This window comes from Delftia sp. PE138 (genome assembly GCF_018320755.1).
Classification (GTDB): Bacteria; Pseudomonadota; Gammaproteobacteria; order Burkholderiales; family Burkholderiaceae_C; genus Comamonas; species Comamonas tsuruhatensis.
This window is the reverse complement of the sequence record NZ_JABEPN010000008.1, coordinates 126,721-142,219: the sequence shown is the minus strand read 5'-3', so window position 1 is coordinate 142,219 and position 15,499 is coordinate 126,721. Positions and strand designations below refer to the sequence as shown.

General features: G+C 69.0%; 15 protein-coding genes. 7 read left to right on the top strand and 8 right to left on the bottom strand.

The genetic code is table 11. The annotated features are described in order from the left end of the window. Positions 1–9: 9 nt before the first annotated feature. Positions 10–597: a TetR/AcrR family transcriptional regulator gene (locus tag HFGMBDPB_RS23840; RefSeq protein ID WP_212646435.1), complete on the top strand. Its 588-nt coding sequence runs from the start codon at positions 10–12 to the stop codon at positions 595–597. On the opposite strand, the gene HFGMBDPB_RS23835 is transcribed toward HFGMBDPB_RS23840, so the two are convergent. After that, positions 594–1,973, bottom strand: coding sequence for an aminotransferase-like domain-containing protein (locus tag HFGMBDPB_RS23835; RefSeq protein WP_047219778.1), 1,380 nt, complete (start codon positions 1,971–1,973; stop codon positions 594–596). The genes HFGMBDPB_RS23840 and HFGMBDPB_RS23835 overlap by 4 nt on opposite strands. 124 nt (positions 1,974–2,097) lie before the next feature. On the opposite strand from HFGMBDPB_RS23835, the gene HFGMBDPB_RS23830 reads away from it, so the two are divergent. Beyond that, positions 2,098–2,961 carry a DMT family transporter gene (locus HFGMBDPB_RS23830; protein WP_012203816.1) on the top strand — a complete coding sequence of 288 codons (864 nt, stop codon included), beginning with the start codon at positions 2,098–2,100 and terminating at the stop codon, positions 2,959–2,961. Between the two features lie 51 nt (positions 2,962–3,012). Here the strand turns inward: HFGMBDPB_RS23830 and HFGMBDPB_RS23825 are convergent, their stop codons facing one another. Together HFGMBDPB_RS23825 and HFGMBDPB_RS23820 are read right to left on the bottom strand one after the other, a co-directional pair. Further along, positions 3,013–3,942 (bottom strand): tripartite tricarboxylate transporter substrate binding protein, encoded by a 930-nt coding sequence (locus tag HFGMBDPB_RS23825; RefSeq protein ID WP_203399880.1) that lies wholly within the window; start codon positions 3,940–3,942, stop codon positions 3,013–3,015. A 3-nt stretch (positions 3,943–3,945) separates the two neighbouring features. After that, entirely contained in the window at positions 3,946–4,875 is a 930-nt protein-coding gene (locus tag HFGMBDPB_RS23820) for a LysR family transcriptional regulator (RefSeq protein ID WP_012203818.1), read from the bottom strand. A 145-nt stretch (positions 4,876–5,020) separates the two neighbouring features. Here HFGMBDPB_RS23820 and HFGMBDPB_RS23815 point away from each other — a divergent pair, with 145 nt between their 5' ends. Continuing rightward, entirely contained in the window at positions 5,021–6,409 is a 1,389-nt protein-coding gene (locus HFGMBDPB_RS23815; protein ID WP_212646434.1) for a hypothetical protein, read from the top strand. 363 nt (positions 6,410–6,772) lie between these two features. Here the strand turns inward: HFGMBDPB_RS23815 and HFGMBDPB_RS23810 are convergent, their stop codons facing one another. Both HFGMBDPB_RS23810 and HFGMBDPB_RS23805 read right to left on the bottom strand, forming a co-directional pair. Continuing rightward, positions 6,773–7,663: a LysR substrate-binding domain-containing protein gene (locus HFGMBDPB_RS23810; RefSeq protein WP_016450106.1), complete on the bottom strand. Its 891-nt coding sequence runs from the start codon at positions 7,661–7,663 to the stop codon at positions 6,773–6,775. Positions 7,664–7,727: 64 nt separating this feature from the next. Beyond that, complete coding sequence (locus HFGMBDPB_RS23805) at positions 7,728–8,126, bottom strand: hypothetical protein (RefSeq protein WP_212646433.1); 399 nt, start codon at positions 8,124–8,126, stop codon at positions 7,728–7,730. 713 nt (positions 8,127–8,839) lie between these two features. Between HFGMBDPB_RS23805 and HFGMBDPB_RS23800 the strand changes: the two genes are divergently transcribed. Beyond that, positions 8,840–10,918 carry a bifunctional 2',3'-cyclic-nucleotide 2'-phosphodiesterase/3'-nucleotidase gene (locus HFGMBDPB_RS23800; protein ID WP_017406749.1) on the top strand — a complete coding sequence of 693 codons (2,079 nt, stop codon included), beginning with the start codon at positions 8,840–8,842 and terminating at the stop codon, positions 10,916–10,918. Positions 10,919–10,990: 72 nt separating this feature from the next. Here HFGMBDPB_RS23800 and HFGMBDPB_RS23795 read toward each other — a convergent pair whose 3' ends face one another. Then, positions 10,991–11,599 carry a PaaI family thioesterase gene (locus HFGMBDPB_RS23795; RefSeq protein WP_017406748.1) on the bottom strand — a complete coding sequence of 203 codons (609 nt, stop codon included), beginning with the start codon at positions 11,597–11,599 and terminating at the stop codon, positions 10,991–10,993. A gap of 105 nt (positions 11,600–11,704) precedes the next feature. On the opposite strand from HFGMBDPB_RS23795, the gene HFGMBDPB_RS23790 reads away from it, so the two are divergent. Together HFGMBDPB_RS23790 and HFGMBDPB_RS23785 are read left to right on the top strand one after the other, a co-directional pair. Beyond that, positions 11,705–12,178: a MarR family winged helix-turn-helix transcriptional regulator gene (locus HFGMBDPB_RS23790; protein WP_126313096.1), complete on the top strand. Its 474-nt coding sequence runs from the start codon at positions 11,705–11,707 to the stop codon at positions 12,176–12,178. Positions 12,179–12,213: 35 nt separating this feature from the next. Further along, the gene (locus tag HFGMBDPB_RS23785) at positions 12,214–13,497 is read left to right on the top strand and encodes an MFS transporter (protein ID WP_012203827.1); all 1,284 of its coding nucleotides are present in this window, start codon (positions 12,214–12,216) and stop codon (positions 13,495–13,497) included. 30 nt (positions 13,498–13,527) lie between these two features. Here HFGMBDPB_RS23785 and HFGMBDPB_RS23780 read toward each other — a convergent pair whose 3' ends face one another. Together HFGMBDPB_RS23780 and radC are read right to left on the bottom strand one after the other, a co-directional pair. Next, complete coding sequence (locus HFGMBDPB_RS23780) at positions 13,528–14,187, bottom strand: Smr/MutS family protein (protein ID WP_013803859.1); 660 nt, start codon at positions 14,185–14,187, stop codon at positions 13,528–13,530. Between the two features lie 62 nt (positions 14,188–14,249). Then, positions 14,250–14,930: a RadC family protein gene (gene radC, locus HFGMBDPB_RS23775; RefSeq protein WP_016454292.1), complete on the bottom strand. Its 681-nt coding sequence runs from the start codon at positions 14,928–14,930 to the stop codon at positions 14,250–14,252. Positions 14,931–15,027: 97 nt separating this feature from the next. Between radC and HFGMBDPB_RS23770 the strand changes: the two genes are divergently transcribed. Continuing rightward, positions 15,028–15,498 carry an FKBP-type peptidyl-prolyl cis-trans isomerase gene (locus HFGMBDPB_RS23770; RefSeq protein ID WP_016450099.1) on the top strand — a complete coding sequence of 157 codons (471 nt, stop codon included), beginning with the start codon at positions 15,028–15,030 and terminating at the stop codon, positions 15,496–15,498. The last annotated feature ends 1 nt before the right edge of the window (position 15,499 follow it).

The window sequence follows — 15,499 nt, the reverse complement described above, 5'->3', positions numbered from 1 at the left end:
TTAATAACCATGAGCACGCAAGTCCCATCCCTTTCCAAAACAGGCGGTCCCGCCCGTCCCGGCGGACGCAGCGCGCGCATCCAGGCCACGGTCTACCAGACCGTCAAGGGCCTGCTGGAAACCATGCCGCGCGAGGAACTGAGCTTTCCGCTCATCGCCGCCCAGGCGGGCGTGACGCCGTCCACCCTCTACCGGCGCTGGGGCGACCTACAGCAGCTGCTGGCCGATGTGGCCGTGGAAATCATCCGGCCCACGGCGGCGCCGCTGGACACGGGCACGCTGGAGGGCGACCTGCTGGCCTGGGCCGAGCAGTTCCTGGAGGAATCGGCCTCGCCGCTGGGCCGCACCATGCTGCGCGACATGGCCGCCGCAGCGGGCAACGAGCACACGCCCTGCGCCTGCGTGGAAATCCTGCGCGGGCAACTGGCGCAGATCGGCGAGCGCGCAGCGCGGCGTGGCGAGGCGATGCCCGCTGCGGACACCCTGATCGACGCGCTGGCCGCGCCCATCGTCTACCGCGTGCTGTTCGACCTGCCGCCGTCCCTGGAACACGTGCAGGCACGGGTGCGCGGCCTGCTGCAGGCTGAAACGGCCTAGCCCTTCAGCGCCCGCGCCAGCACCTCGAAGATCCGCGCATCCGAGCACTGCGCCACATTGAAGCGCAGGAAGTCGCCTGCGCTCTGCGACTGGCTGAAGGCATTGCCGGGCGCCAGCACCACGCCATCTTCCAGGCAGGTGCGCGCAAGCGCCGTGGCATCCATGCCCCCGGGCAACTGGCACCACAGGAACATGCCGGCCTGCGGCACCAGCCAGGGCTTCATGCCCAGGGCCTGCAGCCGCGCGGCCGTGCGTTCCATCTCCTGCGCCAGCCGCAGCCGCACGGACTCCATGTGCCTGCGGTAGCCGCTGTCGGTCAGCGTGCGCAGCACGATGTCGGCGGCCATGCGCCCGCCGCCGAAGTTGGTGGCGATCTTCAGGTCCGCCAGGTCCTGCGTCCAGTCGGGCCGCGCCGCGATGAAGCCGCAGCGCAGCGAGGCCGACACCGTCTTGGAGAAGCTGCCGATCTGGATCACGCGCGACAGGCCGTCGAAGGCCGCCAGCCGGGGCGCCGCATGGGTCTCCAGGTCGCAGAAGATGTCGTCCTCCACGATCACCAGGTCCGAGCTGTCGGCCAGCTTCAGGATGCGGTGCGCCACCAGTGGCGACAGCGTGGCGCCCGTCGGGTTGTGGATGGCCGAATTGGTGATGTACAGGCGTGGCGAATGCGCCTGCAGCGCGTCGGCGAACCGGGCCACGTCGGGCCCCTGCGGCGTGTAGGGCACGCTCACGGCCTGAACGCGGTGCGCCTTGAGCAGCGCATGGAAATTGAAATAGCAGGGGTCGTCGATCAGCACCGTATCGCCGGGCTCCAGCAGGAAACGGCAGACCAGGTCGATGGAGTGCGTGCCCGACTCCGTCAGCAGGATCTGCTCTGGCGAGGTCTCCAGCCCCATGGCGGCCATGCGCCGCGCCAGCAGGCGGCGCAGTGCCGGGTGGCCCAGCGGCGTTGCGTACTCCGTCAGCTCCAGCGTGCCCGAGCGCGCCAGGGAGCGCAGCGCGCGGCGCACGCCTTCCTCGTACAGCCATGAAGGCGGCAGCCAGCCGCAGCCCGGCTTGAGCGCGTGGGCATCTGCCTGCAGCGACTGGCGGGCCAGCCACAGGGGGTCGACCTCCCTGTCCACGCGCGGCCCGATACCGCCCAGCGCCAGCGGCGCCACCGGCCCCGCCACATAAAAGCCCGAGCCCGGGCGCGAGGCGATCACCCCCTCGGCCGCCAGCCGCTCATAGGCCTCCACCACCGTGGACACCGACACCTGCATGGCCTGCGCCTGCGCGCGCACCGAGGGCAGGCGCGTGCCGGGCAGGTAGGTGCGCGCGGCAATGCGCGACTGGATCTCTTCCATCACCGCCTGGATGCGTGTGCCGCTGCGCATGGCTGCTCTCTCTTCTGTAGTGGATTTGTGTGCATAACAGTTCTTTTGAATTGTATTGGACTGTCTATGGAAGATCCGGCCGTGCAATGGCCCACTGCCCGCTGCAAACCAAGGAGCTTTTTTGATGGACAAGACAAGCAGCGGGTGGATCAACGGATTCATCGGCGTGGCGATCTTTGCGGGATCGCTGCCGGCCACCCGCGTGGCGGTCGCCGACCTGGACCCCACCTTCCTGACCTGTGCGCGCGCCAGCATCGCGGCATTGCTGGCCCTGGCCATGCTGCTGGCGCTGCGCCAGCCCCGGCCCGCACGTGCCGACATGCCTTCGCTGGCGCTGAGCGCGCTGGGCGGCGTGGTGGGCTTTCCGCTGCTGACCGCGCTGGCGCTGCAGTACGTCACCTCGGCGCATTCCATCGTCTTCGTGGGCCTGCTGCCCCTGTCCACGGCCGTGTTCGCCGTGCTGCGCGGCGGCGAGCGGCCGCGCCCGGCGTTCTGGCTGTTCTCGCTGGCGGGCGCGGCCTTCGTGGCCGGCTATGCGGCCGTGGGCGGGGCCGGGGGCTCGCTGCGCGGCGATCTGCTCATGCTGGCCGCCATCATCGTCTGCGGCCTGGGCTATGCCGAGGGCGCGCGTCTGTCGCGCACGCTGGGCGGCTGGCAGGTCATCAGCTGGTCGCTGGTGCTGGCCCTACCCGTCATGCTGCCGGCCGCCCTGCTCAGCATGCCGGCATCGCTGGCCGATGTGGGCCGGCCCGCATGGCTGGGCCTGGCCTATGTCTCGCTGTTCAGCATGCTCATCGGCTTTGTGTTCTGGTACCGGGGCCTGGCCCAGGGCGGCATTGCGGCCGTGGGCCAGATCCAGCTGCTGCAGCCCTTCATGGGCCTGGGCCTGGCGGCCCTGCTGCTGCATGAACAGGTGAGCTGGGGCATGGTGCTGGTCACCATGGCAGCCGTGGTCTGCGTGGCCGGGGCCAAGAAGTACGCGCGCTGAGCCCGTCCGGCGTGGTGCAGGGCGTGGTGCGGGGGGAGCGATGCAGGGCGGTCAGCGCCCGGCCTCGCGCATCACCTGCTGCGCGAACTCTGTGGCCGAACCCTCGAACGGCTGGTTGCTGGCCGCCTCCAGCCGGCTGCGGATGGCCGGCGCGCGCAGCGCCTGGGCCACCGCAGCATTGATGCGCTGGGCCAGCGCTGGCGCCATCTGCGGCGGCGCGAACAGGCCGAACAGCGAATCCAGGTTGGCCTGCGCATGGCCCAGCTGCGCCAGCGTGGGCACATCGGGCAGGGCCGCCAGCCGCTTCGGCGCGCCCACGGCCAGGGCCTTGAGGCGGCCCGCGCGCAGCGCCTGCAATTGCAGCGGCGCCACATTGGTGGACAGCAGCTCGAAATGCCCGGCCAGCGCATCGTTGAGCTGCTGGCCCCCGCCCTTGTAGGGCACATGCACGATGGGAATGCGCGTGGCCTGCTCTATGCGCTGCAGCACGGCGTGGCCCGTCGTGCCCTCGCCCGTCGTGGCCCAGCGTATGCCGCCGGGCATGCCGCGCGCCTCGGCCAGCATGCCCTCGAAATCTGCGGCCTTCAGCGCCGGCGTGCCCACCAGCAGCATGGGCGTGCGCATCACGCCAGCCACGGGCGTCACGGAGGCTGCGGCCAAGCCCACGGCGGTGGCGGCGGCAAAGACCAGGGTGCGGCCGTCGGGCGCGCTGCGCGCCAGCAGCTCCAGCGCCACGGTGCCGCTGGCGCCGGGGCGGTTGTCCACGATCACGGCCGTGCCCCATTGCTGCGCCAGTTGCTCGGCCAGGGCGCGGGCCACCATGTCGCTGACACCGCCTGCGGGGTAGGCCACCACGATCCGCACGCTGGCGCCCGGCCAGGCGGGCCGGGCCGGCAATGCCTGGGCGGGCCAGGCCAGCGCGCAGGCAGCCGCCGCCAGCAGGGCGCGCCGGCCGGTATCGGTGCCTTGCGGTGCCCGCATGCCTCAGCCGCCCGGCGCCTGGTGGCGCTGCGCCAGCTCGCGCGCCAGGGCGATGAAGGTGGCCGCGGGTCCTGCGCCGCCGGTTTCCGTGCCGGCCTCGCGGTGCACCAGGGTGAGCGGGGCGCTCAGCCGCACGGCGGGCTCGAAGGCGCGGTAGACCACGGCCTCGGGATGGGCGCCGCGCACCGAGGCCGGCACGATGGACAGGCCCACGCCCGCCGCCACCAGGTTCACATTGGTCATCATGCGTTCCACCTCGGCGGCCACCTCCACCTGTACCTTGTGCCGGGCGCACAGCGCCAGCAGGTTCGCGTACAGCCCCGGGGCGCCCGTGCGCCGCACAAGGATCAGGCGCTCGCCATCGAGCTGCCTGAGCGCCACGGGCCGCGATGCATCGCGCGCCAGCCTATGGTCCACGGGAATGGCCAGCAGCGCGGGCTCCTGCAGCAGCGTCTCGAACACCAGGCCTTCGGGCCGGGCCACCGGCACGCGCAGAAAGCCGCAGTGCATGCGCCCGGCCTGCACGGCCTCGGTGATCTCGGCGGCATTGTTCTCGCTCACATCCAGCGCAATGTCGGGATGGCGGCCACGGCACAGGCGCAGCACCTCGGGCGTGAAGGCATGGGCCGCCGCCGAGCTGGTGAAGCCCACATGGATGCGCCCGCGCTCGCCGCGCGCAAAGGCCTGCATGCGGTCGCGCATGGCGGTGAAGTCGGCCAGCAGCCGTGTGGCCTCGCCCTGCAGCTCCAGGCCCGCGTCGGTCAGGTCCACGCCCTTGGGGTGGCGCCGGAACAGGGCAATGCCCAGTTCCTCCTCCAGCGCGCGGATCTGCTGCGACAGCGGCGGCTGCTGCATGCCCAGCAGCTCGGCCGCGCGCGTGATGTGGCCGGTATCGGCCACGGCCAGGAAGTAACGGAGATGGCGCAGTTCCATATATGTGAAAAGTATCCAGCCGATATCCTAAAAATCTTTGAAATATTGGACAAGCCTCTACAAAATCCCATCCAGTCACCGATGAGACCGCTTGCCGCGGCGCGGCAGGTGACTTCCAACAAGAAGCCAAGACAGGAGACAAGGCATGCAAGCATCCGCGTATTTCCCCCTGCGTCCCGCCAGCGCCTCGCTGCTGGCCGCGCTCGCCCTGGCCGGTTGCGGCGGCGGCTCGGCCGTGCTGCACGGGCCGGTCACCTCCATCGAGACCGCGCCCAAGAGCACGGCCTGCCCTGCCGAGATTCCTGCGGGCGTCAGCTGCTGGGCCGGGCAGGACTCCAAGGGCGCCTACTACCTGATCGCCAAGCCCGCGCAGTGGAACGGCACCCTGGTGCTGCACGCCCACGGCGGCCCCGACCTGGCCGCGCCCACCGCCGCCCGTGCGGCCGAAGACCTGGTGCGCTGGTCCATCATGGTGCGCGCAGGCTACGCCTGGGCTGGCTCCACCTACCGCCAGGGCGGCGTGGAAGTGCGCGCCGCCGCCGAGGACACCGAGCGCCTGCGCGGCATCTTCCGCCAGCATGTGGCCAAGCCGCAGCGCACCATCCTGCACGGCCAGTCCTGGGGTGCGGGCGTGGCGGCCAAGGGCGCGGAAATGTTCAACGAGCAGACCGTGGGCGAGCGCCCCTACGACGGCGTGCTGCTCACCAGCGGCGTGCTGGGCGGCGGCACCCATGCCTATGACTTCCGCACCGATCTGCGCGTGGTCTACCAGTACCTGTGCGGCAACCACCCGCGCCCCAATGAGCCGCAGTACGCGCTCAACCTGGGCCTGCCCGCTGACGCCAAGATGCGCCAGGCCGACGTGGCCCTGCGCGTGAACGAATGCCTGGCGCTGGACAAGCCCGCCGCCCAGCGCACGGCCGCGCAGCAGGCGAAGATCGACACCATCACCAAGGTCATCAAGATCCCCGAAAGCGCCATCCAGTCGCACATGAACTGGGGCACCATGCACTTCCAGGACATCTCGGCCAAGCGCACGGGCGGCGCCAGCCCCTTCGGCAACGAGGGTGCGGTCTATGCGGGCTCGGCCGACGATGCCGCGCTCAATGCCGGCGTGCTGCGCTACCGCGCCGACCCTGCGGCCTACCGCAAGTTCGCCGATGACACCGACCCCGTGGGCAGGATTGGCGTGCCGGTCCTCTCGGCCAAGTGGATCAGCGACCCTACGGCCTTCGTGGAGCTGGATGCGCGGTTTCGTGCGGTGATGCAGCAGGGCGGCAGCGGGGACCGGCTGGTGCAGACCTTTACGCGGCAGGGGACGCACAGCTATATCAGCGATGCGACCTATCCCACCTTGATGACTGCGTTGATGCAGTGGGTGGAGGCGGGGGTGAAGCCGACTGCTGCGGGGATTGCTGCTGCTTGTGTGGGGAATGAGGCCAAGTTTGGGGTGGGGTGCAGTTTTGATGCGGCTTATGTGCCGGCTGCGTTGGGGGCCCGGGTGCCTGAGAGGGCGCGGCCTTCTTTGCAGTGAGCTGGTTTTTCCTGCCGTGGGTTCGTTTTTAACCCTGCCGGGTGGTGGTTTTTCGAGGCCGGGTCTCGGCCCGGCGGCCGACCTACCTTCTTTTGCTTCGCCAAAAGAACGTAGGCCAAGAAAAGGCGACCCGGATGTCCGCGACCCCTTCGCTGCGCTGCGGGGCAACCTGCGTCGGGCCGCCTGCGGGGTTCGCCGCAGAACTCACTGCGCGCTGCGCGCTCCGTTCAGACAACTGCGGCGAGTCAGTTGACGAAGCAGTCCTGTCCTTCGGCAGGACTGCAACCCCGCAGGCGGCCCGACGCAGGCGCTGACATACGGGGAGTTTGCTCGGGCCTTTGCTTCGCTCGGCCTGGTGTTTTTTTAGCGGGGCATGTTGGTTCTTGTGGCGGGGGCCAGTTGCGCCGCGAACTCGCGCGCGGCCGCACTGTAGCTGGCGCCTCGGCGCCACAGCAGGCCGGCGGTGCGGATGAGCTGGGGGGCGACCAGATGGATGGCCACCATGTCCGTGGCCTGCTGGGCGGCGCGCTCGGGGACGATGGTGGCCATGTCGCCCCAGCGGCACAGCGCGATCAGCGATTCCACCGAGCCCATTTCCGCGCGCAGCAAGGGCGTGACGCCTGCGGTGCGCAGCCCGTCCTCGATCAGGCTGCGCGTGTAGAACGTGCGCGGCAGCAGGGCCAGGGGCACGCCGGCCAGCGACTTGACGGACAGCGTGCGGCGCCCGGCCAGCGGATGCGAGGGGTTGACCAGCAGCATCATGCGTTCGTCGAACAGCGGCAGCGCGTCCAGCTCGGCGCGCTGGGGCGGGTGAAAGCTCACGCCCAGGTCCAGGCTGCCGTCCAGCAATCCCTGCTCCACGGGCGGGGCCAGCAGCTCGATCACCACCACGTTGACCTTGGGGTAGGCGCGCATGAAAGCCGCCACGGCCGGGGCGACCAGGGTGTTGAGGAAGGTGGGAATCACGCCGATGGTCAGCGTACCGGTCTGCAGCTCGCTGAGGTCGGCCAGCGCCATGCGCCCGGCCTCCACCTCATGCAGCGCGCGCTCCGCATAGTTGCGGAACACAACTCCGGCCTGCGACAGCTTCAGCCCCCGGCCAATGCGCTCGAACAGCGCCATGCCCAGCTCCTCCTCCAGCTGGCGCAGCCCATGCGAGAGCGTGGACTGCGTGACATAGAGGTTTCTGGCCGATGTCGTCAGGTGCTCGGTCTTGGCGATATCGACAAAGTAGCGCAGCTGGCGCAGTTCCATGGGTGAAGGCAAGGGGGTGTTCGGCGGGCCAGTTTCTCACAGAGATACGGGCGCGCCGCACAGTTCACTCGCCGTCGTCCTGGTCCACGAACTCCACCAGCTCCGGCAGCATCTCCAGCTGCTGGATAGCATCCTTGAGCCGCAGGCCAAAGCGTGATTCCGGCCGCCCGAAAGCGCCCTGCGCCAGCCGCAGCGCCGCCGTTGCCTTGATCCACTCCACCTCGAAGGCATAGCGGTCCGCATGCTGCTGGACACCCATGCGCTTGATGTGCTCCAGCGCCAGCTCCACGGCGCAGTCCACATCGACTTCGCTGTCGTCCCTGTCGGGATCGTCGGTCATCAGTTCGATCAACTGCTGCAGCGTGCTCTGCACCAGGCCCAGCGAGGCGTGCATGGCCTGCCGCCAGGTGGGAAGAAAAGGTGGTTGGGGAGGGGCCGCCTGAGCGGCGGTGAGAGGGTGCATGTCTTGGTTCCTGTATGAATCAAGAGAACCACACGCCACCGTACGACGGGCAACGGGTGGACGGGATGTTCGTAACACGTATACAGACGTGCGGCCATCCTTGCGGGTAAGCCCATCCCGTCCAAAACCGTTGGAGACGGACGCGCGACGACGCATCTGCCCCAGGAATCTGGACATGACAAAGCCCCCTTCAAGGTGGGGGCCGCACCTCTGTATTGGTGTTACGACACACCAAGCCTTTCGGCCTGCCGCAAGTTTAACGGCTGCGTATCAAGAAACCAGGCCGAGCGCAGCGAAGGCCCGAGCAAGCTCCCCGTATGTCAGCGCCTGCGTCGGGCCGCCTGCGGGGTTGCAGTCCTGCCGAAGGACAGGACTGCTTCGTGATCTGACTCGCTGCGGTTGTCTGAGCGGAGTTCACGCAGTGAACGCAGCGAGTTCCGCAGCGAACCCCGCAGGTGGCCCGACGCAGGTTGCCCCGCAGCGAAGCGAAGGGGTCGCGGACATCCGGGTCGCCTTTGCTTTGCCTACTTTCCTTTGGCGAAACAAAGGAAAGTAGGTCGGCCGCCGGGCCGAAACCCGGCCTCGAAAAACAACCCCCCGGCAGGGACAAAAAACAGCACCTGACCAAGACCAGACCAGAACAGACCAGCTGTCACACCCCTGTAAACCCCCACCACCACACTCCCCCCCTTCACCACCCCCACAAAAACCACATGCCACTGAGCAACCTCCCCACATTGCAATCCCTGCTCCTGTCCCGCCGCCTGGCGCTGAGCGTCCTGGCCAGCGCCGCGCTGGTGGCCGCCTGCGGTGGCAGCGACAGCAACGACAGCACGACGCCCCCGGTGGCCAGCCAGCCCGCGACGGCCACGCTGGCCGTGCTGGAGACCACGGATCTGCACTTCAATGTGCGCAGCTATGACTATTTCAAGCTGGCCGAGGATGCCTCCTACGGCTTCGAGCGCACGGCCACGCTGGTGCGCGCGGCGCGCAAGGAGTTTGCCAATACGCTGCTGGTGGACAACGGCGACACCATCCAGGGCACGGCCCTGGCCGATTACGAGGCCGAGGTGGCCAAGATCCCCTGCACGCAGCAGCTGTCCATGTACAAGGCCATGGGCGCGCTGGGCTTCGATGCGGGCACGCTGGGCAACCATGAGTTCAACTACGGCCTGCCCTTCCTGAACCAGGTGCTGGGCGGCGGCCTGGACGTGGACGGCGTGGACAAGTCGGTCAAGTGCGCGGGCAATGGCTTTCCGGTGGCGCTGTCGAATGTCTACAGCAGCAAGACCAAGCAGCCGCTGGTGCAGCCCTACGTGATTCTGGAGCGCAAGATCGCGGCCAAGGACAAGGATGGCAAGGCGGTGGAGCTGCCCATCAAGATCGGCGTGATCGGCTTCACCACGCCGGGCATCATGAACTGGGACAAGCGCTATCTGGAGGGCAAGCTCTACACCGAAGGCGCCGTGGAGTCCGCCCAGAAGTACCTGCCCGAGATGCGCGCCAAGGGCGCCGACGTGGTGGTGGCCATGCTGCACGGCGGCCTGGATGGCGCGGCCTACTCGCCGACGATGGAAAACCCCGGCCTGCACCTGAGCAAGGTGGCCGGCATCGACGCCATGGTCATGGGCCACCAGCACGGCGTGTTCCCCGATACGGCGGCCACGCCGGCGTTCACGCAGGCGGGCGTGGACAACAAGGCGGGCACCATCAACGGCGTGCAGTCGGTGATGGCCAGTTCCTGGGGCAAGGCGCTGGGCGTGATCCAGCTGGCGCTCAAGTGGGACGGCAAGCAGTGGAGCGTGGACAAGAGCGCGGGCAAGAGCGAGCTGCGCAATATCCAGACCGGCAAGGACGCCGCAGGCAAGGCCACCTACGTGGCCGTGGACCCGACGGTGGCACCGCTGATCGAGAGCCAGCACCAGGCCGCCATCCAGTACGTGAAGACGCCCATCGGCAGCACGGACTTTCGCATGAGCACGCTGTTCGCCGATGTGGGCGACCCGGGCGCCATCCAGATCGTCAACCAGGCGCAGCGCGACTATGTGGCCGACTATGTGAAGGCCAGCCTGCCGCAGTACGCGCAGCTGCCCGTGCTGTCGGTGAGCGCGCCGTTCAAGTCGGGCTTCCAGGGCGGCGCCGACTACACCGACGTGGCCGTGGGCCCGCTGGCCATCTACAACGCGGCCGACCTGTACCTGTACCCCAACACCGTGTATGCGGTGAAGGTGAATGGCGCCGACATCAAGGACTGGCTGGAGGCCGCTGCCAAGCGCTTCAACCAGATCGATCCGGCCAAGACGGGTGAGCAGCAGCTGATCAGCACCTTCCCGGGCTACAACTTCGACATGTTCACCACGGCCGATGTGCAGTACGAGATCGACGTGACCCAGCCCGTGGGCAGCCGCATCAAGAACCTGCAGTACCTGGGCAAGGCCATCGACCCCGCGCAGGAGTTCGTGATCGCCACGAACAACTACCGCGCCACCAGCGGCAAGAGCTTCATCGCCAAGCTCGACGGCTCCAGCGCCATCTGGGCCTCGCCGGACGCCAACCGCGACGTGGTGATCGGCTACGTGCGCAAGAACGGCAGCATCACGCGCGCTGCCAATGGCGCGGCCAAGAGCTGGCGCTTCACCAAGGTGGCCACCTCGGCCAACGTGGTGTTCAGCTCCGGCGCCAACGCGCTGCCGGTGGCACAGGCTGCGGGCCTGGCCAACATCTCGCTGGTGGCGGCCGATGACGGCTCGGGCAAGGGCACGTCCAAGTACCGCCTGGATCTGTCGAAGTAAGTTCCGGCAGGCAAGCAACAAAAAAGCCCCGTGCATCTGGCACGGGGCTTTTTTGCTTGTGCCGAACGGGCTTCAGCGCGCAGGCGGCAGCTCGAACACCAGGCAGGTGGTGGTGGCGTGGGCGTAGAGCGTGCCATCGGGGCCGACCAGGCGCGCCTCGGCCGTGGCCAGCTGGCGGCCGCAGTGCAGAACGCGGCCTTCGGCGCGCACGCGCGGCACGCGCGGGGTCAGGGCCTTGACCAGGTTCACGCCCAGCTCGGCCGTGGTGTAGCCCCGGCCCGGCGGCATGCAGGTGTGGACGGCGCAGCCCAGCGCCGAGTCCAGCAGGGTGGCGAACCAGCCGCCGTGCACCGTGCCCATGGGGTTGAGGTGGTTGGCGCCGGGGCGGCCCTGGAAGACGGCGCTGCCTTCGCCCACGGAAATCAGCATGAAGTCCAGCGTGCGTGCAATGGGCGGGTAGGGCAGTTCGCCGCGCAGCATGGCCTGCATCAGCTCCAGCCCGCTGCGGCCTGCGACCTGGTCGGGGCGCGACACGCCTGCGCCGGGGCCGGCGTCCAGCCGGAGGGTGACCGCCTGTTCCTCGTCCAGCCAGGCTTGCAGGGCAGGGGAGATGGCACCGGTGGTGGCGCTGGAGGTGAGGCTGTGGGCGGCCTGCTCCGGGGAGTGGGTGCGGGTGTCCATGGAATGTCTCTCTTTCATTGGGAAAAGTGCGGGCGCCAGGCTGTCTGGGATGGCGGCGTGGATATTATTGTATCTACAACAGTTGTATATGCAATAATCTGCGCCATGCCAGTGAATCCAGACATCCTCGCCGTGCCCCAGGGCTGCACCAACCACCGCGTGCGCCAGCTCATGCGCAGCGTGGGCCAGGTGTACGACGCCCATCTGAACGAGACGGGGCTGCGCATCACCCAGTACTCGCTGCTCAGCCACGTGCTGGCCGCCAGTCCGGTGCGGCCCTCGGACCTGGCGCGGCGCATGCGCATGGACGCCTCGACGCTGACGCGCAACCTCAAGCCGCTGATCGACGCCGGCTGGGTGTCCATGGGCCAGGGCGAGGACCAGCGCAGCCGCCTGGTGCACATCACCGACGCGGGCCAGGCCAAGCGCGAAGAGGCCAAGCAAAGCTGGAAGACCGCACAGAACGAGCTCAACGCCCGCCTGGGCCTGGAGCGCGTGGCGGCCCTGCATGCGCTGATCGACGAATGCCTGGTGCTGCTCGATGGCGATGGCCACGCTGCAGACGGCCCGCAGGCATAGGCCCTACCGAATTCCCAACCCCCGAAGAGACTCCCATGCTCTCCAACTCCACGGCGCGCTGGCTGCAGCGGCGCGGCATCCACTACGGCTGGCTGGTCGCGGCCATCACTTTCCTCACCATGCTGACCATGTCGGCGGCGCTGGGCCTGCCGGGCGCCATGCTGCAGCCGCTGTCGCGCGAGTTCGGCTGGAGTACGGAGCAGATATCGAGCAGCCTGGCGCTGCGCTTTGCGCTGTTCGGCCTGCTGGGGCCGTTTGCGGCCGTGATGATGGAGCGCTTCGGCCTGCGTGCCGTGATGTGCATGGGCCTGGCCCTGGTGGGCGGCGCCATGGCGATGGTGACGCAGGCCACGCAGCTGTGGCATTTGTTTTTGCTGTGGAGCCTGCTGCTGGGCATGGGCACGGGCCTGACGGCGCTGGTGCTGGGCGCCGTGGTGGCCAACCGCTGGTTTGCGGCGCGGCGGGGCCTGGTCATCGGCGTGCTCACGGCCAGTGCGGCCACGGGGCAGCTGGCCTTCCTGCCGCTGGCCGCCTGGATGATCGAGCACTGGGGCTGGCGCTCGGCCACGGTGCCGGTGTTCGTGGCCAGCGCCTTGATTGCCGTGCTGGCTTTGCTGTTCGTGCGGGACCGGCCTTCGGACCTGGGCCTGGCGCCCTTTGGCGGCGATGCCTCGGCCCCGCCGCCACCGGCCATGGCCATGAACTTCGGCACGCCCTTCAAGGTGCTGGCCGAGGCCGCGCGCAACCGCACCTTCTGGCTGCTGGCGGGCACCTTCTTCATCTGCGGCCTGTCCACCAACGGCCTGGTGCAGACGCACTTCATCTCGCTGTGCGGCGACAACGGCATGGGCGCCGTGCCCGCCGCGTCGGTGCTGGCCATGATGGGGGCCTTCGACTTCGTGGGCACCGTGCTGTCGGGCTGGCTGTCGGACCGCTACGACAACCGCAAGCTGCTGTTCTGGTACTACGGGCTGCGCGGCCTGTCGCTGTTCTGGCTGCCGCATTCGGAGTTCACCTTCTACGGCCTGGGCCTGTTCGCCATGTTCTACGGGCTGGACTGGATCGCCACGGTGCCGCCCACGGTCAAGCTCACGGCCCAGCATTTCGGGCCGCAGAAGGTGGGGCTGGTGTTCGGCTGGATCTTCGCGGCCCACCAGCTGGGCGCGGCCACCGCTGCCTGGGGCGCGGGCCTGACGCGCACTTTGCTGCTGACCTATACGCCCGCGCTGTATGCGGCCGGCCTGGCCTGCCTGGTGGCGGCGGTGATGGCGCTGGTCATAGGGCGGGCGCGCAAGGCGGCGGCGGTGGCCGCGGCCTGAACCCCATCACAGCTCACGCCATCCACGCCTTCAGTACAGCTGGCGCTTGCCTGGCTGCAGCAGGACGACCAGGGCGCCCGCGCCACCTTCGGCCGGGCGGGCCTGCACAAAGGCCAGCACTTCCTTTTTCTGCACCAGCCAGCGCAGCACGCGGCCCTTGAGCACGGGGGTCTTGCCCGGCGAGCCCAGGCCCTTGCCGTGCACCACGCGCACGCAGCGTATGCCGGTGCGGTGGGACAGGCGGATGAACTGGCCCAGCGCCTCGCGCGCCTCGTCCACGCGCAGGCCGTGCAGGTCCAGCTGGCGCTGGATGCTCCACTGCCCGGCGCGCAGCTTGTGCGTCACGTCCAGGCCGATGCCGGGGCGCCGGAAGCTGAGCTGGTCGTCGGTGTCCAGCAGGGTGCTGACGTCGAACTCGTCGCTCATGGCCTCCTGCAGCACGCGCTGCTCGTCCAGCTCCAGCTGCAGGGGCAGCGGCTCGGGGGGCTCGGGGGCATGGAGGTGGCGGGCGTGCGCGGACTTGAGCGCATGCACCGGGCCCACGGTGTTCTCGAACAGCTTTTGCTCGGCCAGGAGGCGGCGCGCCGCCTCGGCGCGCTGCTGCTGGAGCAGGGCCTCTTGGGCGGCGGCTTCGGCCAGTGCGCGGCGCACTGGCGCGAGGTCCTGCAGGCTGGTGGCTTTCAAAGTCATGGTGACGCCGGTTGTACCGCAATTTCGGCACCCCGGCGGCCATGGCGGGCCCAGCCGGGGTCCTACAGCATCCCCTGGCCCGCCATGGACAGCGCGGCGCCCGGCGCGACGATCACATGGTCCAGCACCTGGATGTCCATCAGGCCCAGGGCAGCCTGCAGGCTCTGCGTGACGGCCCTGTCCGCAGCGCTGGCCTGGACATGGCCGCTGGGGTGGTTGTGGGCCAGGATGACGGCACCCGCGTGGTGGTGCAGGGCGCGCAGCACCACTTCCCGGGGGTAGACGCTGGTGCGCGTGAGCGTGCCGCGGAACATCTCCTCCAGCGCGATCAGCCGGTGCTGGCTGTCCAGGAACAGCACGGCGAACACCTCGTGCTGGCGTGCTGCCAGGTGCAGCTGCAGGTAGCGCGCCACGGCCTCGGGCGAGGCCAGGGCAGGGCGCTCGCGCAGTTGCTCGGCCGTGGCGCGGCGCGCCAGTTCGAGCACGGCCAGGAGTTGTGCGCACTTGGAAGGCCCCAGCCCCTTGATGGCCTTCAGGTCGGCGTGTCCGGCCTGCAGCAGCCCGGACAGGCCGGGCCGGCCGGGCAGCTGCAGCAGTTCCTGGGCCAGCTGCAGCACGCCCTTGCCGGCCATGCCGGTGCGCAGCACGATGGCCAGCAGTTCGATATCGGAAAGCGCCGAGGGGCCGTGTGCCGCGAGCCTTTCGCGCGGCTGGGCCTGGGCGGGCAGGTCTTTGAGAGCCATGGTTCAGCCAGGTGAGGGGCGCCGCAGGGGCACCGTTGCACGGGGCGTGGGGGCATGGATGTTTTTCTACAATACGGGCCAGTTTATCGGGACTTCCATGACCTCTAGCGCTTCTTCCCCGGCCCACCCCACGGTCCAGGCCGGCTCGTTTCTCACGCTGCACTACCGCCTGTCGGGGCCTGCAGGCGATGTGATCAACACCTTCAACGACAAGCCCGCCACGCTGTCCCTGGGCGCGGGCGAGCTGTCGCCCGCCGTCGAGCAGCGCCTGCTGGGCCTGGCCGAAGGCACGCGCACCACGTTCGAGATGCCGGCCGGCGAAGCCTTCGGCGAGCGCAACGGCGACATGATGCAGTGGGTGGCGCGCAAGCTGATGAACGAGCTGGGCGACCCGCACGAGCAGTACGCGCCCGGCGACGTGGTGCAGTTCCCCACGCCCGACGGCCTGGGCAGCTACGCGGGTGCCGTGGTGCAGGTGCGCGAGGACGGCGCCGTGCTGTTCGACTTCAACCACCCGCTGGCCGGCCAGCCGGTGACCTTCGAAGTGCAGATCATCGGGGTGCTCTGAG

Coding starts and splice junctions, on each gene's coding strand:
- HFGMBDPB_RS23840 (WP_212646435.1), top strand. CDS start 10: ATGAGCACGCAAGTCCCATCCCTTTCCAAAACAGGCGGTCCCGCCCGT.
- HFGMBDPB_RS23835 (WP_047219778.1), bottom strand. CDS start 1,973: ATGCGCAGCGGCACACGCATCCAGGCGGTGATGGAAGAGATCCAGTCG.
- HFGMBDPB_RS23830 (WP_012203816.1), top strand. CDS start 2,098: ATGGACAAGACAAGCAGCGGGTGGATCAACGGATTCATCGGCGTGGCG.
- HFGMBDPB_RS23825 (WP_203399880.1), bottom strand. CDS start 3,942: ATGCGGGCACCGCAAGGCACCGATACCGGCCGGCGCGCCCTGCTGGCG.
- HFGMBDPB_RS23820 (WP_012203818.1), bottom strand. CDS start 4,875: ATGGAACTGCGCCATCTCCGTTACTTCCTGGCCGTGGCCGATACCGGC.
- HFGMBDPB_RS23815 (WP_212646434.1), top strand. CDS start 5,021: ATGCAAGCATCCGCGTATTTCCCCCTGCGTCCCGCCAGCGCCTCGCTG.
- HFGMBDPB_RS23810 (WP_016450106.1), bottom strand. CDS start 7,663: ATGGAACTGCGCCAGCTGCGCTACTTTGTCGATATCGCCAAGACCGAG.
- HFGMBDPB_RS23805 (WP_212646433.1), bottom strand. CDS start 8,126: ATGCACCCTCTCACCGCCGCTCAGGCGGCCCCTCCCCAACCACCTTTT.
- HFGMBDPB_RS23800 (WP_017406749.1), top strand. CDS start 8,840: ATGCCACTGAGCAACCTCCCCACATTGCAATCCCTGCTCCTGTCCCGC.
- HFGMBDPB_RS23795 (WP_017406748.1), bottom strand. CDS start 11,599: ATGGACACCCGCACCCACTCCCCGGAGCAGGCCGCCCACAGCCTCACC.
- HFGMBDPB_RS23790 (WP_126313096.1), top strand. CDS start 11,705: ATGCCAGTGAATCCAGACATCCTCGCCGTGCCCCAGGGCTGCACCAAC.
- HFGMBDPB_RS23785 (WP_012203827.1), top strand. CDS start 12,214: ATGCTCTCCAACTCCACGGCGCGCTGGCTGCAGCGGCGCGGCATCCAC.
- HFGMBDPB_RS23780 (WP_013803859.1), bottom strand. CDS start 14,187: ATGACTTTGAAAGCCACCAGCCTGCAGGACCTCGCGCCAGTGCGCCGC.
- radC (WP_016454292.1), bottom strand. CDS start 14,930: ATGGCTCTCAAAGACCTGCCCGCCCAGGCCCAGCCGCGCGAAAGGCTC.
- HFGMBDPB_RS23770 (WP_016450099.1), top strand. CDS start 15,028: ATGACCTCTAGCGCTTCTTCCCCGGCCCACCCCACGGTCCAGGCCGGC.